Origin of the sequence: Haemophilus sp. CCUG 66565, assembly GCF_001679495.1 — a bacterium.
GTDB lineage: Bacteria > Pseudomonadota > Gammaproteobacteria > Enterobacterales > Pasteurellaceae > Haemophilus > Haemophilus haemolyticus_K.
Map to the genome: position 1 here is coordinate 278,859 of NZ_LZOX01000002.1, position 15,146 is coordinate 294,004.

At 37.4% G+C, this 15,146-nt stretch carries 14 protein-coding genes and 1 tRNA gene; 5 read left to right on the top strand and 10 right to left on the bottom strand.

What is annotated here, in order from left to right:
• The first annotated feature begins 4 nt into the window (after positions 1 to 4).
• Positions 5 to 1,030 carry an ABC transporter substrate-binding protein gene (locus A9501_RS02710; RefSeq protein ID WP_065264829.1) on the top strand — a complete coding sequence of 342 codons (1,026 nt, stop codon included), beginning with the start codon at positions 5 to 7 and terminating at the stop codon, positions 1,028 to 1,030.
• A 78-nt stretch (positions 1,031 to 1,108) separates the two neighbouring features.
• Positions 1,109 to 1,318 carry a TOBE domain-containing protein gene (locus A9501_RS02715; RefSeq protein WP_005631673.1) on the top strand — a complete coding sequence of 70 codons (210 nt, stop codon included), beginning with the start codon at positions 1,109 to 1,111 and terminating at the stop codon, positions 1,316 to 1,318.
• Between the two features lie 93 nt (positions 1,319 to 1,411).
• Here the strand turns inward: A9501_RS02715 and cdd are convergent, their stop codons facing one another.
• Positions 1,412 to 2,290, bottom strand: coding sequence for a cytidine deaminase (gene cdd, locus A9501_RS02720; RefSeq protein ID WP_065264830.1), 879 nt, complete (start codon positions 2,288 to 2,290; stop codon positions 1,412 to 1,414).
• A 272-nt stretch (positions 2,291 to 2,562) separates the two neighbouring features.
• Here cdd and A9501_RS02725 point away from each other — a divergent pair, with 272 nt between their 5' ends.
• Entirely contained in the window at positions 2,563 to 3,045 is a 483-nt protein-coding gene (locus A9501_RS02725) for a Dps family protein (protein ID WP_065264831.1), read from the top strand.
• A 95-nt stretch (positions 3,046 to 3,140) separates the two neighbouring features.
• Here A9501_RS02725 and topA read toward each other — a convergent pair whose 3' ends face one another.
• A complete protein-coding gene (gene topA / locus A9501_RS02730) occupies positions 3,141 to 5,747 on the bottom strand; it encodes a type I DNA topoisomerase (RefSeq protein WP_065264832.1) in 2,607 nt (868 codons plus the stop codon).
• 95 nt (positions 5,748 to 5,842) lie between these two features.
• Between topA and A9501_RS02735 the strand changes: the two genes are divergently transcribed.
• The gene (locus tag A9501_RS02735; RefSeq protein ID WP_065264833.1) at positions 5,843 to 6,736 is read left to right on the top strand and encodes a LysR family transcriptional regulator; all 894 of its coding nucleotides are present in this window, start codon (positions 5,843 to 5,845) and stop codon (positions 6,734 to 6,736) included.
• A gap of 35 nt (positions 6,737 to 6,771) precedes the next feature.
• Here the strand turns inward: A9501_RS02735 and A9501_RS02740 are convergent, their stop codons facing one another.
• The 8 genes from A9501_RS02740 to A9501_RS02775 all read right to left on the bottom strand — a co-directional run bounded on the left by A9501_RS02740 (position 6,772) and on the right by A9501_RS02775 (position 14,488).
• On the bottom strand, positions 6,772 to 7,596 hold the full coding sequence (locus A9501_RS02740; RefSeq protein ID WP_065264834.1) for a PHP domain-containing protein: 825 nt from the start codon (positions 7,594 to 7,596) through the stop codon (positions 6,772 to 6,774).
• Complete coding sequence (gene pyrD, locus A9501_RS02745) at positions 7,596 to 8,615, bottom strand: quinone-dependent dihydroorotate dehydrogenase (RefSeq protein WP_065264835.1); 1,020 nt, start codon at positions 8,613 to 8,615, stop codon at positions 7,596 to 7,598. The genes A9501_RS02740 and pyrD overlap by 1 nt, the downstream gene beginning before the upstream one ends.
• A 143-nt stretch (positions 8,616 to 8,758) precedes the next feature.
• Positions 8,759 to 11,293: a translation initiation factor IF-2 gene (gene infB, locus A9501_RS02750; RefSeq protein WP_065264836.1), complete on the bottom strand. Its 2,535-nt coding sequence runs from the start codon at positions 11,291 to 11,293 to the stop codon at positions 8,759 to 8,761.
• 11 nt (positions 11,294 to 11,304) lie between these two features.
• Positions 11,305 to 12,792, bottom strand: coding sequence for a transcription termination factor NusA (nusA, locus tag A9501_RS02755; protein WP_065264837.1), 1,488 nt, complete (start codon positions 12,790 to 12,792; stop codon positions 11,305 to 11,307).
• Positions 12,793 to 12,809: 17 nt separating this feature from the next.
• Positions 12,810 to 13,265: a ribosome maturation factor RimP gene (rimP, locus tag A9501_RS02760; protein ID WP_065264838.1), complete on the bottom strand. Its 456-nt coding sequence runs from the start codon at positions 13,263 to 13,265 to the stop codon at positions 12,810 to 12,812.
• Positions 13,266 to 13,451: 186 nt separating this feature from the next.
• Positions 13,452 to 13,528, bottom strand: a tRNA-Met gene (locus A9501_RS02765).
• A 103-nt stretch (positions 13,529 to 13,631) separates the two neighbouring features.
• Positions 13,632 to 13,766, bottom strand: coding sequence for a hypothetical protein (locus tag A9501_RS09795; protein WP_065264839.1), 135 nt, complete (start codon positions 13,764 to 13,766; stop codon positions 13,632 to 13,634).
• The gene (locus tag A9501_RS02775; RefSeq protein ID WP_065264840.1) at positions 13,763 to 14,488 is read right to left on the bottom strand and encodes a hypothetical protein; all 726 of its coding nucleotides are present in this window, start codon (positions 14,486 to 14,488) and stop codon (positions 13,763 to 13,765) included. The genes A9501_RS09795 and A9501_RS02775 overlap by 4 nt, the downstream gene beginning before the upstream one ends.
• A gap of 78 nt (positions 14,489 to 14,566) precedes the next feature.
• Between A9501_RS02775 and A9501_RS02780 the strand changes: the two genes are divergently transcribed.
• Complete coding sequence (locus A9501_RS02780; protein WP_065264841.1) at positions 14,567 to 15,130, top strand: DUF1439 domain-containing protein; 564 nt, start codon at positions 14,567 to 14,569, stop codon at positions 15,128 to 15,130.
• Positions 15,131 to 15,146: the final 16 nt, after the last annotated feature.

The window sequence follows — 15,146 nt, forward strand, 5'->3', positions numbered from 1 at the left end:
AATTATGTTGAAAAATCTAAAAAAAGGCGCAGTTGCCTTAGCTTTTATTTCTTGCTTTAGTTTTTCTGCTCAAGGAAAAATGATTGAAGATGTAAAAGGCAACCAAATTGAAATCCCCGACCATGTAGAACGTATTGCTGATTTATGGCATGCCAACAACCAAATTGTCTTATTACTTGGCGGTGCAGATAAATTAGTGTCAACAACTACGGTTATTCAGAAAAATCCGTGGTTTAGCGAAGTTTATCCAAACATTAAAAAAGTGCCTGCACTAACCAATGGACAAACCATTCAAATGGAAGAGTTACTACAACGTAATCCACAAGTGACTTTACTTTCCAATGACAACATGTTGACCGAGCTAAAACAAGCTGGGTTAACTGGGGTGAAAGTGAGCTTCCAAGATTTTGAAGGCTTGAAAAAAACAGTTCGAATCACGGCTGAGGTCATTGGAGATAACGCAGCAAATGTAGCTAAGGAATACATTAAAGAGTTAGAAAACAATATTTCATTTGTTGAAGCTAGAACAAAATCAATCCAAGAAAAAGATAAACCAACAGTATTGCATATTGCTGATGGAAAAAATTTACTCAAAATTGACGGTGGAAAATCCATTATTGGTGATTGGATTAATAAAGCTGGGGGTAAAAATGCATTTCCAGAACAAGCAAATCTTGTCGAAATTAGTCAGGAAGAAGTGGTAAAAATTAATCCTGAAGTGATTATTATCGGCGGAACCAATGCACCAGAAGGGGTAGAAAAAATTAAACAAGATCCAAGTTGGCAATCTGTAAGTGCGGTAAAAAATGGCCGTGTTTTTGTTAATCCAACTGGTACTTTTCCTTGGGATCGCTACAGCGCTGAAGAAGCTTTACAAGTTTTATGGGCAGCAAAATTATTCCATCCAGCACAATTTAAAGATGTTGATATGGTATCTAAAGCTAAATCCTTTTATAAAAAGTACTACCACTATGATTTAAGCACAGAAAATGCACAACAAATGCTAAAAGGATTGCCTCCTTTGAAGTAATATTAAGTTTTTCTTGCATTTTCTGTAAGAATGGATAAAATGCACGCTCTTTTAAACCCTAACAAACAAGGAAATGTTATGAAAATTAGTGCAAGAAACCAATTAAAAGGTAAAGTTGTTTCAATCGAAAACGGTTCAGTAAACGCGATCGTTCACATTGATATCGGTGGCGGTAACGTACTTTCTTCTACTGTATCTTTAGCAGCTGTTAAAGAATTAAACTTAGAAGTTGGTAAAGAAGCGTACGCAATCATCAAAGCAACGTCTGTAATGGTTGGTGTAGAATAATTTCTTCCATAAAGACAGAACTTAATAAGCCGTACTTTTAGAGTGCGGCTTTTTCATATATTTATAATAATGACAAGATAGTTCTTTAAATTTCTATAATGCGATATATTCTAATTTAATTGCAGACAGCCCCAATAATAAAGATTCGGCCATTGCTCGATGGCTTAGTGTAAGTGTTTTTTCAACCATCACAATCCTTTCAATTTCACTTAATTTTTTATCATTTAAATAAGCAAAATTAAGCGCAGTTTGCAAAGCGGGTAAACTTGGGTTAAATGCAGCATTTTCCGCATAGCGTCCAGTTACGATATCTCCATCTTTAAATAAAATCGCAATACCGTGTGGACTATTCGAATAAGGGCAATGGGATTGGTTAGCGGCTAAAATTGCATGATTTATAAGCGGATCTTGGGAGTCTGCTGCTAAATGATGCTCTTCTTTCGCTAAAAGATGTGTTTCGATATCTAAATCTTTAGGACCAAATGCATCAGGTAAATAAGTATGCAATAAATTATTTTGGCTATGTGGTAAGTGAATTGATAGTTTATCAGCGCCATCTAATTCATTCATAAATTGGCGACAATGACCACAAGGCGTATAATTCACCACAATATCCGTAATTCGGCTTTCATTACGTAACCAGGCATGACTAATCGCACTTTGCTCCGCATGAATAGTTTGTTGAATCGCTTTTCCTGCAAATTCTTGATTTGCACCAAAATAAAAGTCTCCTCGTTCACCAATCGCTATTGCACCAACATTAAAATGAGAAACTGCTGTATGGCTATAACAGGCCGCAATTGGCAATAAATGTATCGCAAGTTTTAATGGTGTTAATTCAAAATCACGACAAAGTTGTAGCACTTGTGAGTGGCTTAAAAAGCCTGCCCAATGTTGTAAACGAAGCGCTTCTACAATCGCTTGATTAATTATATTTTCTTGTGGTAATGCATTTTTAATAAGTTCTTGCATAAATTATCCTTTTTAAAACATCTAAATACATGTTACTTATTAGAACAAAATTTATTACTTACTGCGAGTGTCTCACTAAATATTCCTTAAAACTGTGATCGGGATCACTCAGTTTGATAGATTTGAATTATTACATTTTATTAACATATAGCTAATAGCTATCAATTTTATTGAATAGAACAATTTCACAGTATATTTTAGGGACGTATAATGACTCTCAACAAAGGGAGAGCATTAGCTCAAATTATTAACATTGATAGAAGGAAAATACTATGTCAAAAACATCAATAGGCTTAGATAAAGTTCAATCAGCTGAATTAGCAAATAAACTAAATGAATTACTTGCCACCTATCAAGTTTTCTACACAAATGTACGTGGCTACCACTGGAATATTAAAGGTGTAAATTTCTTCGAATTACATGCAAAATTTGAAGAAATTTATACCGATTTAATCACCAAAGTTGATGAAGTTGCAGAACGTATTCTTACATTAGGCTATGTACCGAATAATGCTTATAGCCAGTATTTAGAAGTTTCACGCATTAAAGAAGATATCGCTATAAGCGGTGCACAAGAATGTTTATCAGGTACATTACAAGGCCTAAAAACACTACTAGAACAACAACGTGAAATTCTTACCCTAGCAGGTGAAGCAGATGATGAGGGTACCGCTTCACAAATGAGTGATTACATTAAAGAACAAGAAAAATTAGTGTGGATGTTCCAAGCAGCTTGTCAAACCTGTCATGCTTAATTTATAAAGTTCTATCGAATAAGCCCGCCATTGCGGGCTTTTATTTTTTCTTCCTTATATACTAAAAAGTGCGGTGATTTACCGCACTTTTCTTCTTATTTTTTTCGTTCAACCCATTTTCCATTGGTGAAATCAACAATCCATTTCGTCGCTTTCCCATCTTTTTCAGAAGTCACATATTGTTTCTTCTCTTTACGACTAAAACGAACAATCGCTTCATTCCCCTCTGGGTCTTTTTGTGGTGCATCCGCTAAATAAGTCAATTTCTCAGGTAAACGCTCGCGATATTGCACAAGTTCAGCGATTTTAACTGGGCGCGTTTCGCGGGATTTCGGGAAGTTATGGGCTGACATAAATACACCACTCGCACCGTCACGCAATACAAAATATGCATCAGATTTTTCGCATTTTAACTCAGGGAAATGTACAGGCTCTTCTTTTGGTGGTGCGACCTCGCCATTTTTCAAAATTTTGCGCGTGTTATCACAATTTGTACATCCCATATACTTGCCAAAACGACCAAGTTTTAAATGCATATCCGCACCGCATTTATCACACTCAACAACAGGGCCATCATAACCTTTAATTTTGAATGAACCTTCTTCAATTAAATATCCATCACAATTTGGATTATTACCACAAATATGGATTTTACGATGGGCATCGATTACATAGCTGTCCATTGCCGTTCCACATTTTGTACAACGTTTACGATCCATTAACGCCTTGGTTTCTGAAGATTCATCTAAAACATTCAATAATTCCGCTTCAGGAATTAAATTAATCGTCGTTTTGCACCGCTCTTTTGGTGGCAATGCATAACCCGTGCACCCTAAAAATACCCCCGTACTCGCCGTACGAATGGCCATTTTTCTACCACAGGTTGGACATTTAATATCGGTTTCCACAAGACTATTTGGGCGCATGCCGCCTTCAAGTTCATCCAATTCAGCTTTAGAAAGCTGGCTAGAAAAATCCTTGAAGAATTGATTCAATTCAGTTTTCCAATTTACCGAACCTGAGGCAATTTTATCTAAGGTATCTTCCATATTCGCGGTGAAATCGTAATTCATTAATTCACCAAAAGACTCATTGAGGCGATCAGTCACAATTTCGCCCATTTTTTCTGCATAGAAACGACGATTTTCAGTACGAACATAGCCACGTTCTTGGATAGTAGAAATAATTGCCGCATAAGTGGAAGGTCGGCCAATACCACGTTTTTCCAATTCTTTTACTAAAGCCGCTTCAGTAAAACGAGCTGGTGGTTTAGTAAAGTGTTGAGTGGGTTGGACTTCTTTTAAAGCAAGTTTTTCTGAAACAGCAACTAAAGGCAATTCTTGATCTTCAGGATTTTTGCCTATCTGCGGTAATACTTTTGTCCAACCATCAAAACGTAAAATTCTGCCTTTTGCTTTCAAGGTATAATCGCCAGCTGACACAGTCAATGTACTGCTATCATATTGTGCAGGCGGCATTTGACATGCTAAGAATTGACGCCAAATTAAATCATAAAGGCGTACCGCATCTTTTTCCATTCCCTCTAAAGATTCAGGCAATGCTCGAATGTCTGATGGACGAATAGCCTCATGCGCCTCTTGCGCATTTTCTTTACTAGAATAGAAATTTGGTTTTTCTGGTAAATATTGTGCACCAAAATGATTTTCGATATAGCTACGCGCCATATTAAGCGCATCTTGACTCAAATTGGTTGAGTCCGTACGCATATAAGTAATGTAACCCGCTTCATATAAACGTTGGGCTAACATCATTGTTTTTTTAACGCCAAATCCCAAGCGAGTGCTTGCAGTTTGTTGAAGCGTTGACGTAATAAATGGCGCTCTAGGGCGAGAACTGGTTGGCTTAGTTTCTAAATCTGTGACAACGTAATCGGAAATATTAAGAAAATCTACCGCACTTTGTGCTTCTTTTTGATTTTTTGGATCAAATTTTTTGCCTTTATAATCCGTGACATCCAAACGTATAGCTTGTTTATTTTGATTATTCGTAAGAACGGCAACTTCCCAATATTCTTCTGGCTGGAAGGCTTTAATTTCACGCTCGCGTTCTACTAATAATTTAACCGCAACAGATTGAACTCGACCCGCAGAAAGCCCTCGTGCGACTTTTTTCCAAAGTAATGGCGACACCATAAAGCCCACTACTCTATCTAAAAAACGACGAGTTTGTTGTGCATTAACGCGATCCATATTTAATTGTTCAGGCTTTTCAAAAGCCTGTTTAATGGCATTTTTAGTGATTTCGTTAAACACTACTCGGCTAAAGCGCTCATCATCGCCACCAATCACTTCACGTAAATGCCATGCAATAGCTTCTCCTTCTCTATCCAAGTCGGTTGCGAGATAAATATGATCTGCTTTTTTAGCAAGCGATTTTAATTCGGAAACCACTTTTTCTTTACCAGGCAAAATCTGATAATTTGCTTTCCAATCGTGATAAGGATCAATCCCCATACGTTTAACTAAGGCGTTACGTTCCTTCTCTGCCTTAATTTTTGCTTTTTCTTCGGCATCCATACCTTTGGTTGAAATTGGTTTAGCTTTTTCACCTGTACTAGAACCAACCGTCGGCAAATCACGAATATGTCCAACACTCGATTTCACCACATATTGGCTACCTAAATACTTATTGATGGTCTTTGCTTTTGCCGGCGACTCCACAATCACCAAGGATTTACTCATTTGATTACCTAATATCACTAGAATTTTGTAAAATTGGGGGTATAGTGCAAAGTTATGTAGGCAAAATCAAGCATTTTTTCAAAAAAGGTCTATAAATGGATAAACTCAACGCGATTTCTATTTTCTGCAAAGTCATTGAAACCCAAAGTTTTACATTGGCAGCAAAGCAACAAAATATTTCTGTGGCGATGGCAAGCAAATTAGTTTCACAGTTAGAAGAACATTTAAAAACACGATTGTTACAACGTACTACCAGAAAAATTATGCCTACTGAAGCGGGAATGATGTATTACCAACGCTGCCAAGGAATTTTACTTGATTTAGATGAGGCTGATTCTAGCATTACTCATCTCACTAGCTCATTACAAGGAAATTTACTTATTTCTGTTCCTCGTGATTTTGGTTTACTTTTCATCGTACCGAATTTACCGCTATTTATTGCGGAGCATCCTAATCTAAATGTTGAAATTGAGTTTAATGACAAAAAAATTGACCTTGTGGCAGAAGGCTATGATCTTGCATTACGTATCGGCTATATGGCGGACAGTTCTCTTGTATCACGCAAAATTAGCACCACTACACTCCATTTTGCAGCCTCACAAAGCTATCTTGAGGCGAATAGTATTCCACAAACGCCTGATGATTTAGAGCATCACAATGGCTTACTTTATAAAAATGTAATGAATCAAGTGAATTGGGTTGGCTCACGCATAAATCAAACACAACGTTTCAAAATCCAATCCAAAGTGGTAAGCAATAGCGGTTTAGCCTTATTAGAAATGGCAAAAGCAGGACTAGGCATTGTGAATTTACCTAGATTTATTGTTGGTGAATCTCTCGAAAAAGGGGAACTCATCGAAGTATTGCCAGAATATAAACAACAAAAATTAGAAATTCATGTGGTATATCCAAACAGAAGACATTTACCAATAAAAGTGCGGGCATTTATTGAATTTTTATCTGGATTAGGTTTGTGTAATGAGATCTAATTAAATATATAGGCAAATATTACTTGTCCTACGTACTAAAATAACGTCCAAACTGGGGTGACTTCATCCATTAAGGTTAAATTTTTTCCTAATTCAATCCATCCGCAAGGAAAATGAAAATCAGACCCTACTGAACCAACGAATTTAAATTCACCAGCTAATCGTGTAAGCATTTGACGTTGATCCTTTGTTGTACCGCAATCTGCCATCTCCATACCATCACCACCCCAGGTTTTAAAATCGGCCATTAACTTACGTACCCATTTCCCTGTCATATTATAGCGTAATGGATGGGCAATAACGGCGATTCCGCCTGCCGCATGAATAGCTTCAATTGCAGTGGGAATATCAGTCCATTGTGATTTAACAAAAGCAGATTGTCCCTGTCCCAAATAACGCTTAAAGGCTTGTCCATCATTTGATACTTTACCAATATGCACTAAATAGCGTGCATAATGTGCGCGTGTAACCTCTCCATTGGCGAATAATTTTGCACCGTTATAAGCATTCGGTATACCTACCTTTTCCAATTTTTTACCAATTTCAATTGCCCTTTTAGCACGTAGTATTTTTTGACTTTCCAAAAGTGCGGTAATTTTTGGATGCATTTTATTAAAATTTAACCCAACGATATGAATTCCGCGCCCCTCCCAGTTGGTTGAAATCTCAACACCTGTAATTAGCTTGATCCCTATTTCTTTTGCCGCTAATTGTGCCTCATCAATGCCATCAACTGTATCATGATCGCATAATGCTAGTACATTTACGCCCTGTTCATGAGCACGTATAACTACTTCACGAGGTGAAAGTACACCATCAGATGCCGTACTATGGCAATGTAAATCAAATATTTTTGTCATTATTTTATGTTTCTTATTAATTCCGCAACCAATTTAGGACCATGATAAATTAGCCCCGAATAAATCTGCAGTAATGTTGCCCCAACGTTCATTTTAGCTTGTGCATCTGATACGCTATCAATACCACCACAACCAATAATTGGGATACGGCCTTGTAATTCTTCATGTAACCGTTTGATAATAGCTGTACTTTTATGTTGTAAGGGTTTTCCGCTTAATCCACCTTCTTGTTCTGAATATTTTAACCCAGTGACATTGTCACGGGAAATGGTCGTATTTGTGGCAATCACCCCATCGACTTTATGACGGATTAACCCATCTGCAATTTGGACAATTTCAGCATCATTCAAATCAGGTGCAATTTTCACTACAACAGGTACGTACTTATTATATTGTTTAGCTAAGACTGATTGGCGGGATTTAATCTCTTTTAATAAATCATCAAAATAATCACCATATTGTAATTGACGCAAATCTGGCGTATTAGGTGATGAAATATTCACTGTGATATAACCTGCATAATTATAAGCCTTATTTAAACAGAGAATATAATCGTCCTTGCCTCTTTCCAATGGGGTCCATTTATTTTTGCCAATATTAATACCTATCACTCCCTTATAATGGGTGTTTTTTACATTTTCAATCAGATAATCAATACCCTTATTATTAAACCCATTATGGTTAATGATACCCTCAGCTTCTATTAAACGAAATTGACGAGGCTTTGAGTTACCATCCTGAGCAAATGGTGTTATCGTACCAACTTCAATAAACCCCAGCCCCAGCATGCCGAAACCATCAATTGCCTCACCATTTTTATCCGCTCCTGCCGCCAAACCAATAAGATTAGAAAAATTTATTCCCATTACTGTCTTAGACAAACCTTTCGGCGTATCAATGAGTGATTTAAAAAGTGGATAAAATAATGGATGAGTAGTCATTTTTAAACACTGAAGCGTAAAATCATGGGCTTTTTCAGCATCCATTTGGAAAATAGCATATCGAAATAATTTATACATACGCGTTTATCTCTCAGGATAGTTTACTGTAATAAAGAAAGGAGAATTTTTAATAAAGCTTAATCAGGTATATTTTAAGGTTAAGGATAATAATCTGCAAATAAAAAGGGCATATCACTATGCCCTACATAAATTATCTAATATTAGATTGAACGTTTAACTTCAACCACTTCAAACACCTCGATTTGGTCGCCGACTTTTACATCGTTGTAGTTTTTCACGCCGATACCACATTCCATACCGTTACGAACTTCAGATACATCATCTTTGAAACGACGAAGAGATTCTAATTCCCCTTCAAAGATAACGACGTTGTCACGTAATACACGGATTGGATTGTTACGTTTCACTACACCTTCGGTCACCATACAACCTGCGATTGCACCAAATTTCGGATGACGGAATACATCACGAACTTCAGCTAAGCCAATAATTTCTTGTTTAAATTCAGGCTCTAACATACCGCTCATTGCTGCTTTAATTTCATTCAACAATTCATAGATGATTGAGTAGTAACGTAAATCAATGTTTTCCGCTTCAATGACACGACGCGCAGATGCATCAGCACGAACGTTAAAGCCAACAATAATGGCATTAGATGCTGCCGCTAAAGTTGCATCAGTTTCAGTAATACCACCTACGCCAGAACCAACCACTTTAACTTTTACTTCATTGGTAGAAAGTTCATTTAACGCTTGAACAATCGCCTCTACAGAGCCTTGTACGTCTGCTTTCACAATGACGTTCAATTCAGCCACATCGCCTTCAGACATATTGCTAAACATATTTTCAAGTTTCGCTTTTTGCTGACGAGCTAATTTCACTTCACGGAATTTACCTTGACGATATAACGCCACTTCACGTGCTTTTTTCTCATCACGCACAACGGTTGCTTCGTCACCCGCTGCTGGCACGCCTGAAAGACCTAATAATTCAACAGGAATTGAAGGACCTGCTTCATCCACTTCTTTTCCGTTTTCATCACGCATTGCACGCACACGGCCGTATTCAAAACCACAAAGTACGATATCGCCTTTACGTAGGGTACCTGATTGAACCAAGATAGTTGCTACAGGGCCGCGACCTTTATCCAAGTAAGATTCAATGACTACACCACTTGCCATGCCGTCTTTTACAGCAGTCAATTCAAGCACTTCAGATTGAAGTAGGATTGCATCTAATAAATCATCAACCCCTGTACCTTTCTTCGCAGATACTGGAACGAATTGCACATCACCACCGAATTTTTCAGAAATGACATCATGTTGTAATAATTCTTGTTCAACACGGTCTGGATTGGCTTCTGGTTTATCGATTTTATTTACTGCAACCACTAAAGGTGCACCCGCTGCTTTTGCGTGTTGAATCGCTTCGATAGTTTGAGGCATCACACCATCATCAGCCGCAACAACAAGAACAACGATATCCGTTGCTTTTGCACCACGTGCACGCATAGAAGTAAACGCAGCGTGTCCCGGAGTATCCAAGAAGGTGATCATTTTGCCATCATCCATTTCTACGTGATACGCACCGATATGTTGGGTAATCCCCCCCGCTTCGCCTGCTGCAACTTTCGCTTTACGAATATAGTCAAGTAAAGAAGTTTTACCATGGTCAACGTGACCCATGATGGTTACAACTGGTGCACGTGTTACTTTTTCTGCGTTTACATCGCGATCGCCTAATACCGCTTCTTCAAGCTCATTTTCATTACGAAGAATCACTTTATGGCCAAGTTCTTCCGCTACTAATTGAGCGGTTTCTTGGTCGATAACTTGGTTGATAGTAACCATTTCGCCCATCTTCATCATCGTTTTGATGATTTCAGTCGCTTTTACAGCCATCTTATTCGCTAATTCAGCAACTGTGATGGTTTCACCAATGACAACATCCGCTTTTACAGCTTGAACTGGTTTAGTAAAGGCTTGTTGAAGTGCGGCACCTTTTTTGCCATTTTTACCTTTACCAAACTTAGCGTCTTTTTGATTTTTACGATTAGATTCGCGCTCGTTTTTTGAGTTTTTACTATTTTCATCGTCGCGACCGCCTTTTTTCGCTTTCGCTACTTTATTTTTGCCACGGCCACGATTTTCGTTACGACGATCTTCTTCATCTTCTGCTTCAAGTGCATATCTTGAACTTAAGTTGTAATCAGAATAGTCTTCAGAAGAAGATTCATTGTCTGAATCATCTGCTTCAGCATAACGTTTCGCTTCTTCTGCTGCACGACGAGCTTGTTCTTCTGCTTTTTGACGAGCTAATTCTTCAGCTTTGCGACGAAGTTCAGCTTCTTCTGCTTTACGTTTCTCTTTTTCAGGATCAACAGATTTAGCTTTAGAATCTACCGCACTTTTTGCCGGCTTAGCTGTTTCTGCTTTCGCTTTTTCAGCTTTTGCTTTTTCATCAGCTTCCTTCTTAGCTGCCGCTTTTTCAGCTTCTAAACGAGCTTTTTCTTCTGCTGCTTTTTGTTCAGCAATTTTTTTCGCTTCCGCTTCTTGTTGTGCTTTTAATTTTGCTTCTTCTTGTTGAGCAATATCAGTTTTTACTGTGCGTTTTTTACGTACTTCTACCTGTACTTCTTTGCTTTTACCGCCAGTTGTTGTGCTGCTCACTGTTGTTTTTGTTCTGCGTTGAATGCTTAATTTTTTTGGCGCATCAGCCTTAACATCTTCAGTCATTACTACTCTCCTTATTCTTCGCCAAACCAACAGATATTACGTGCGGCCATAATTAAATCAGCTGCCTGTTCTGCTGTTAACTCTTCAATATCTGCTAAATCATCTACACCCTGTTCGGCGAGTTCTTCGAGAGTAGTAATTTGTTTTTCAGCTAATTTGAATGCCACATGGCGATTCATGCCATCTAAATTCAATAAGCGATCTTCAATATTCGCTTTTTTCAATGCTTCTTCTTCAGCAACCGCTGCGGCTGTAATCGCATTTTTAGCACGAGTTTGAAGCTCTTCTACAAGATCTTCATCTTCTAAACCATCGATTGCTGTCAATTCATTCATTGGCACATAAGCAATTTCTTCTAAACTTGTGAAGCCTTCTTCTACAAGAATTTGAGCAAATTCTTCATCAAGTTCTAATGCGTTAATAAATAAGTTTAAAACTTTGTTATCTTCAGCTTGATGTTTTGCATTTAACTCATCAGTAGTCATTACGTTTAGTGTCCAACCGGTTAACTGTGTTGCTAAACGCACGTTTTGACCATTACGACCAATTGCTTGTGCCAGGTTAGCTGCTTCAACTGCAATATCCATAGAATGATTATCTTCATCAACGATAATAGAAGACACATCAGCTGGAGCCATTGCATTGATCACGAATTGTGCCGGATTATCATCCCAAAGCACGATATCAACGCGCTCACCACCAAGTTCATTGGTAATAGCTTGAACACGCGCACCACGCATACCTACACAAGCACCAACTGGGTCAATTCGTTTATCATTTGATTTCACAGCAATTTTAGCGCGAGAGCCAGGATCACGAGCCGCCCCACGAATTTCAATCATCTCCTCACCAATTTCAGGCACTTCAATACGGAATAATTCGATCAACATTTCTGGTTTAGAACGCGTCACAAATAATTGTGCATTTTTGCCTTCAGGGTTCACTTTATAAAGCACACCACGTACGCGATCACCTGGACGGAAATTTTCACGAGGAAGCATATCTTCACGGGCAATAATGGCTTCTGCTTTATTTCCTAAATCTAGGATAATATTATCACGAGTAACTTTTTTCACCGTGCCAGTTACAATTTTACCTTCTTCTGAACGGAATTGTTCAACCACTTTTTCACGCTCTGCTTCACGAATTTTAGTGCTAATGACCTGACGTGCTGTTTGCATTGCAATACGATCAAATTCGATAGATTCGATTTGATCTTCTACATAATCGCCAATTTGAAGATTTGGATCTTCAAATTGTGCCGCTTCCAAAGTGATTTCTTTCGTTGGTACTTTAACTTCATCAACAATTAACCAACGACGGAAAGTATCAAAATCACCTGTTTTTGGGTTGATTGATACACGAATATCAGTTTCGTATTCGTATTTTTTCTTGGTAGAGAGCGCAATAGCACTTTCTAACGCTTCAAAAATTTTCTCACGTGGTAATAACTTTTCATTGGATACGGCTTCTGCTGCCAGTAAAATCTCTTTACTCATTTTTTCTTTTGCTCCTTTTAAAATTTTGCAACAACATTCGCTTTTTGAATGTTACCAAAGACTAAAACTTGTTCCTGTCCATCAATAATTAAAGTCACCATATCGTTTTCAATACGCTCTAACTTACCTTGCCATTTACGGCGTTCCATTACTGGAATTCGCAAATGCGCGGCAATATCTTGCCCAATATAGCGTTCGAATTGTGGCAAGGTAAATAGCGGACGATCTAAACCTGGTGACGACACTTCTAGATTGTATTTATCCGCAATTGGATCTTCCACGTCTAAAATTGCGCTCACTTGACGACTTACATCAGCACAATCATCGACAGTTACGCCACCTTCTTTATCAATAAATAAACGCACAGTCATAAAACGGCCTGCACGTTGACATTCAATGCCCCAAAGTTCACAGCCTAAATCCTCTACTGCGCCTTGTAGCATTTCTTGTAAATTTTGTTCTAATGTAGCCAATTTCTACTCCTATACTGTAGTGTCAGTTTTTAGTCAAAATCACTTCTTTTGATTAATCTAAAAACTTCTACAAAAAATTTTAGGCATAAAAAAAGGGTTAGGTTCACAGGAACCTAAGCCCAGTTTTTATTAAATTTCTTATAGAAAAAAACCCCAAAACTGGGGTTCTTTTACTGAACTTATTATTGGTTGCGGGGGCCGGATTTGAACCGACGGCCTTCGGGTTATGAGCCCGACGAGCTACCAAGCTGCTCCACCCCGCGTCCGAAATATGGGGTGTATTATAGTGATAAAAATTTAAAATGCAAGAAGTTTTACTAAGTTCCTTAAAAACTTTGTCAAAACTTACCGCACTTTTCATCATCACTAGAATCGAATACCAGAGCCAATCCCTAGTCCTAATCCGACTCCGTTGCTTCCGCCACCCGCACTGACGCCACCACCTACAGAACAAGCCGCTAATATGCTTGATAATGCAATAATAAAAAGTGTTTTCTTCATGATTTTTCCTTTATTAATAAAATCTCAAATAAGCGATAAACTGCAATTAGATCTTTCTTTGCAATAGGTTTAAAAGGCAATAAAAGATAATAAACCCAGCGAAAACGCTGCAAAAATACAATCATATTCTGCCAATTTTCTGCTTCACAATGCGCTTTATAATACAATGCTACTTTTTGAATAAAAGTATTCGAAATATCTTCTTCTCGACATAAACTATCAAAGAAAAATAGCATATCTCGAACGATTAACCAATTTTGATTTTGACTACTTGAACGAGATTCAAAATCAAGAAAAGTAACTTTTCCCTTATCCCAAGTAATATCTCGAATAGCAGGACGGCCATGTACCAGATTTTTAGCATGTAAATCAATCAAAGCGAGACAAGCATCATAAATGATAGAAAATTTTTGCTGATTATTTGTCCTCTTATTACATAACCATTGTGATAAAGTGATTCCCGCATCTTCCAATACAAAAAAATCCTCACCATGATAAGAGACTTTTGGAACTGGTGCTTTTTTTTCATCAAGATTCAACAAAGTTTGTAATTCATTTTTAAAAGATTGCTTAGGATATGGTTTCAATAATAGCCAAATCCCCTTCAACTTTTCAGGTTGCTTTAACCAGAATTTTTTGCCTTCATATTGAAAAGGATAAATTCGTTCATCACGATGCGCTATAACCAATTGATTAACATATTCCCTAAACTCAGGGCTCATTACTACACCACTCCATTGCTATTTATGGTATATTTGTCCACCATTTTTATTTTGCTTTTAACTTAACTACAATTAGATATGAAAAAAATTAAATTATTATTTCTTACGCTAACGTTTATTTTAGCGGTATCCCCTAATATATCGGCCTCACCTTTTTCAATAACTGAATCTCAAATCAATCAATATCTACAAGAAAAAGGAGCTATTGCGGATAAATTTGGCTTACCAGGATTATTTTTTCTTGATTATCAAGTAAAAAATTTGAGTACTAAAATTGGACAAGCTAATGATAAACGCGTAGAAATGAGCGGTACTTTAGAAGGTTTATTTCAATTTGGCAATAAAAATTTGCCAGGAAAATTAAATCTGACCTTCGATACAGTTCCTTATTATAACCCCGAAGAAGGTGCGGTTTATTTAAAGAAAATGCGTATTTTACGTTGGTCAGGAGAACCACAGCAATATATGCAACAAATGCAAACAATCATGCCTTTTTTAAATGAAAATGTCGCTAAATTACTAGAACATATTCCTGTTTATACATTAGATAAAAACAATATGCGTGATGTGCTTATAAAAAAATTTGCAAAAAAGATTTTAATTGAACAAGGTAAACTTACATTGGATACAGAAATTTTTTAAATAACAAGTAGTACTC

Coding starts and splice junctions, on each gene's coding strand:
- A9501_RS02710 (WP_065264829.1), top strand. CDS start 5: ATGTTGAAAAATCTAAAAAAAGGCGCAGTTGCCTTAGCTTTTATTTCT.
- A9501_RS02715 (WP_005631673.1), top strand. CDS start 1,109: ATGAAAATTAGTGCAAGAAACCAATTAAAAGGTAAAGTTGTTTCAATC.
- cdd (WP_065264830.1), bottom strand. CDS start 2,290: ATGCAAGAACTTATTAAAAATGCATTACCACAAGAAAATATAATTAAT.
- A9501_RS02725 (WP_065264831.1), top strand. CDS start 2,563: ATGTCAAAAACATCAATAGGCTTAGATAAAGTTCAATCAGCTGAATTA.
- topA (WP_065264832.1), bottom strand. CDS start 5,747: ATGAGTAAATCCTTGGTGATTGTGGAGTCGCCGGCAAAAGCAAAGACC.
- A9501_RS02735 (WP_065264833.1), top strand. CDS start 5,843: ATGGATAAACTCAACGCGATTTCTATTTTCTGCAAAGTCATTGAAACC.
- A9501_RS02740 (WP_065264834.1), bottom strand. CDS start 7,596: ATGACAAAAATATTTGATTTACATTGCCATAGTACGGCATCTGATGGT.
- pyrD (WP_065264835.1), bottom strand. CDS start 8,615: ATGTATAAATTATTTCGATATGCTATTTTCCAAATGGATGCTGAAAAA.
- infB (WP_065264836.1), bottom strand. CDS start 11,293: ATGACTGAAGATGTTAAGGCTGATGCGCCAAAAAAATTAAGCATTCAA.
- nusA (WP_065264837.1), bottom strand. CDS start 12,792: ATGAGTAAAGAGATTTTACTGGCAGCAGAAGCCGTATCCAATGAAAAG.
- A9501_RS09795 (WP_065264839.1), bottom strand. CDS start 13,766: ATGAAGAAAACACTTTTTATTATTGCATTATCAAGCATATTAGCGGCT.
- A9501_RS02775 (WP_065264840.1), bottom strand. CDS start 14,488: ATGAGCCCTGAGTTTAGGGAATATGTTAATCAATTGGTTATAGCGCAT.
- A9501_RS02780 (WP_065264841.1), top strand. CDS start 14,567: ATGAAAAAAATTAAATTATTATTTCTTACGCTAACGTTTATTTTAGCG.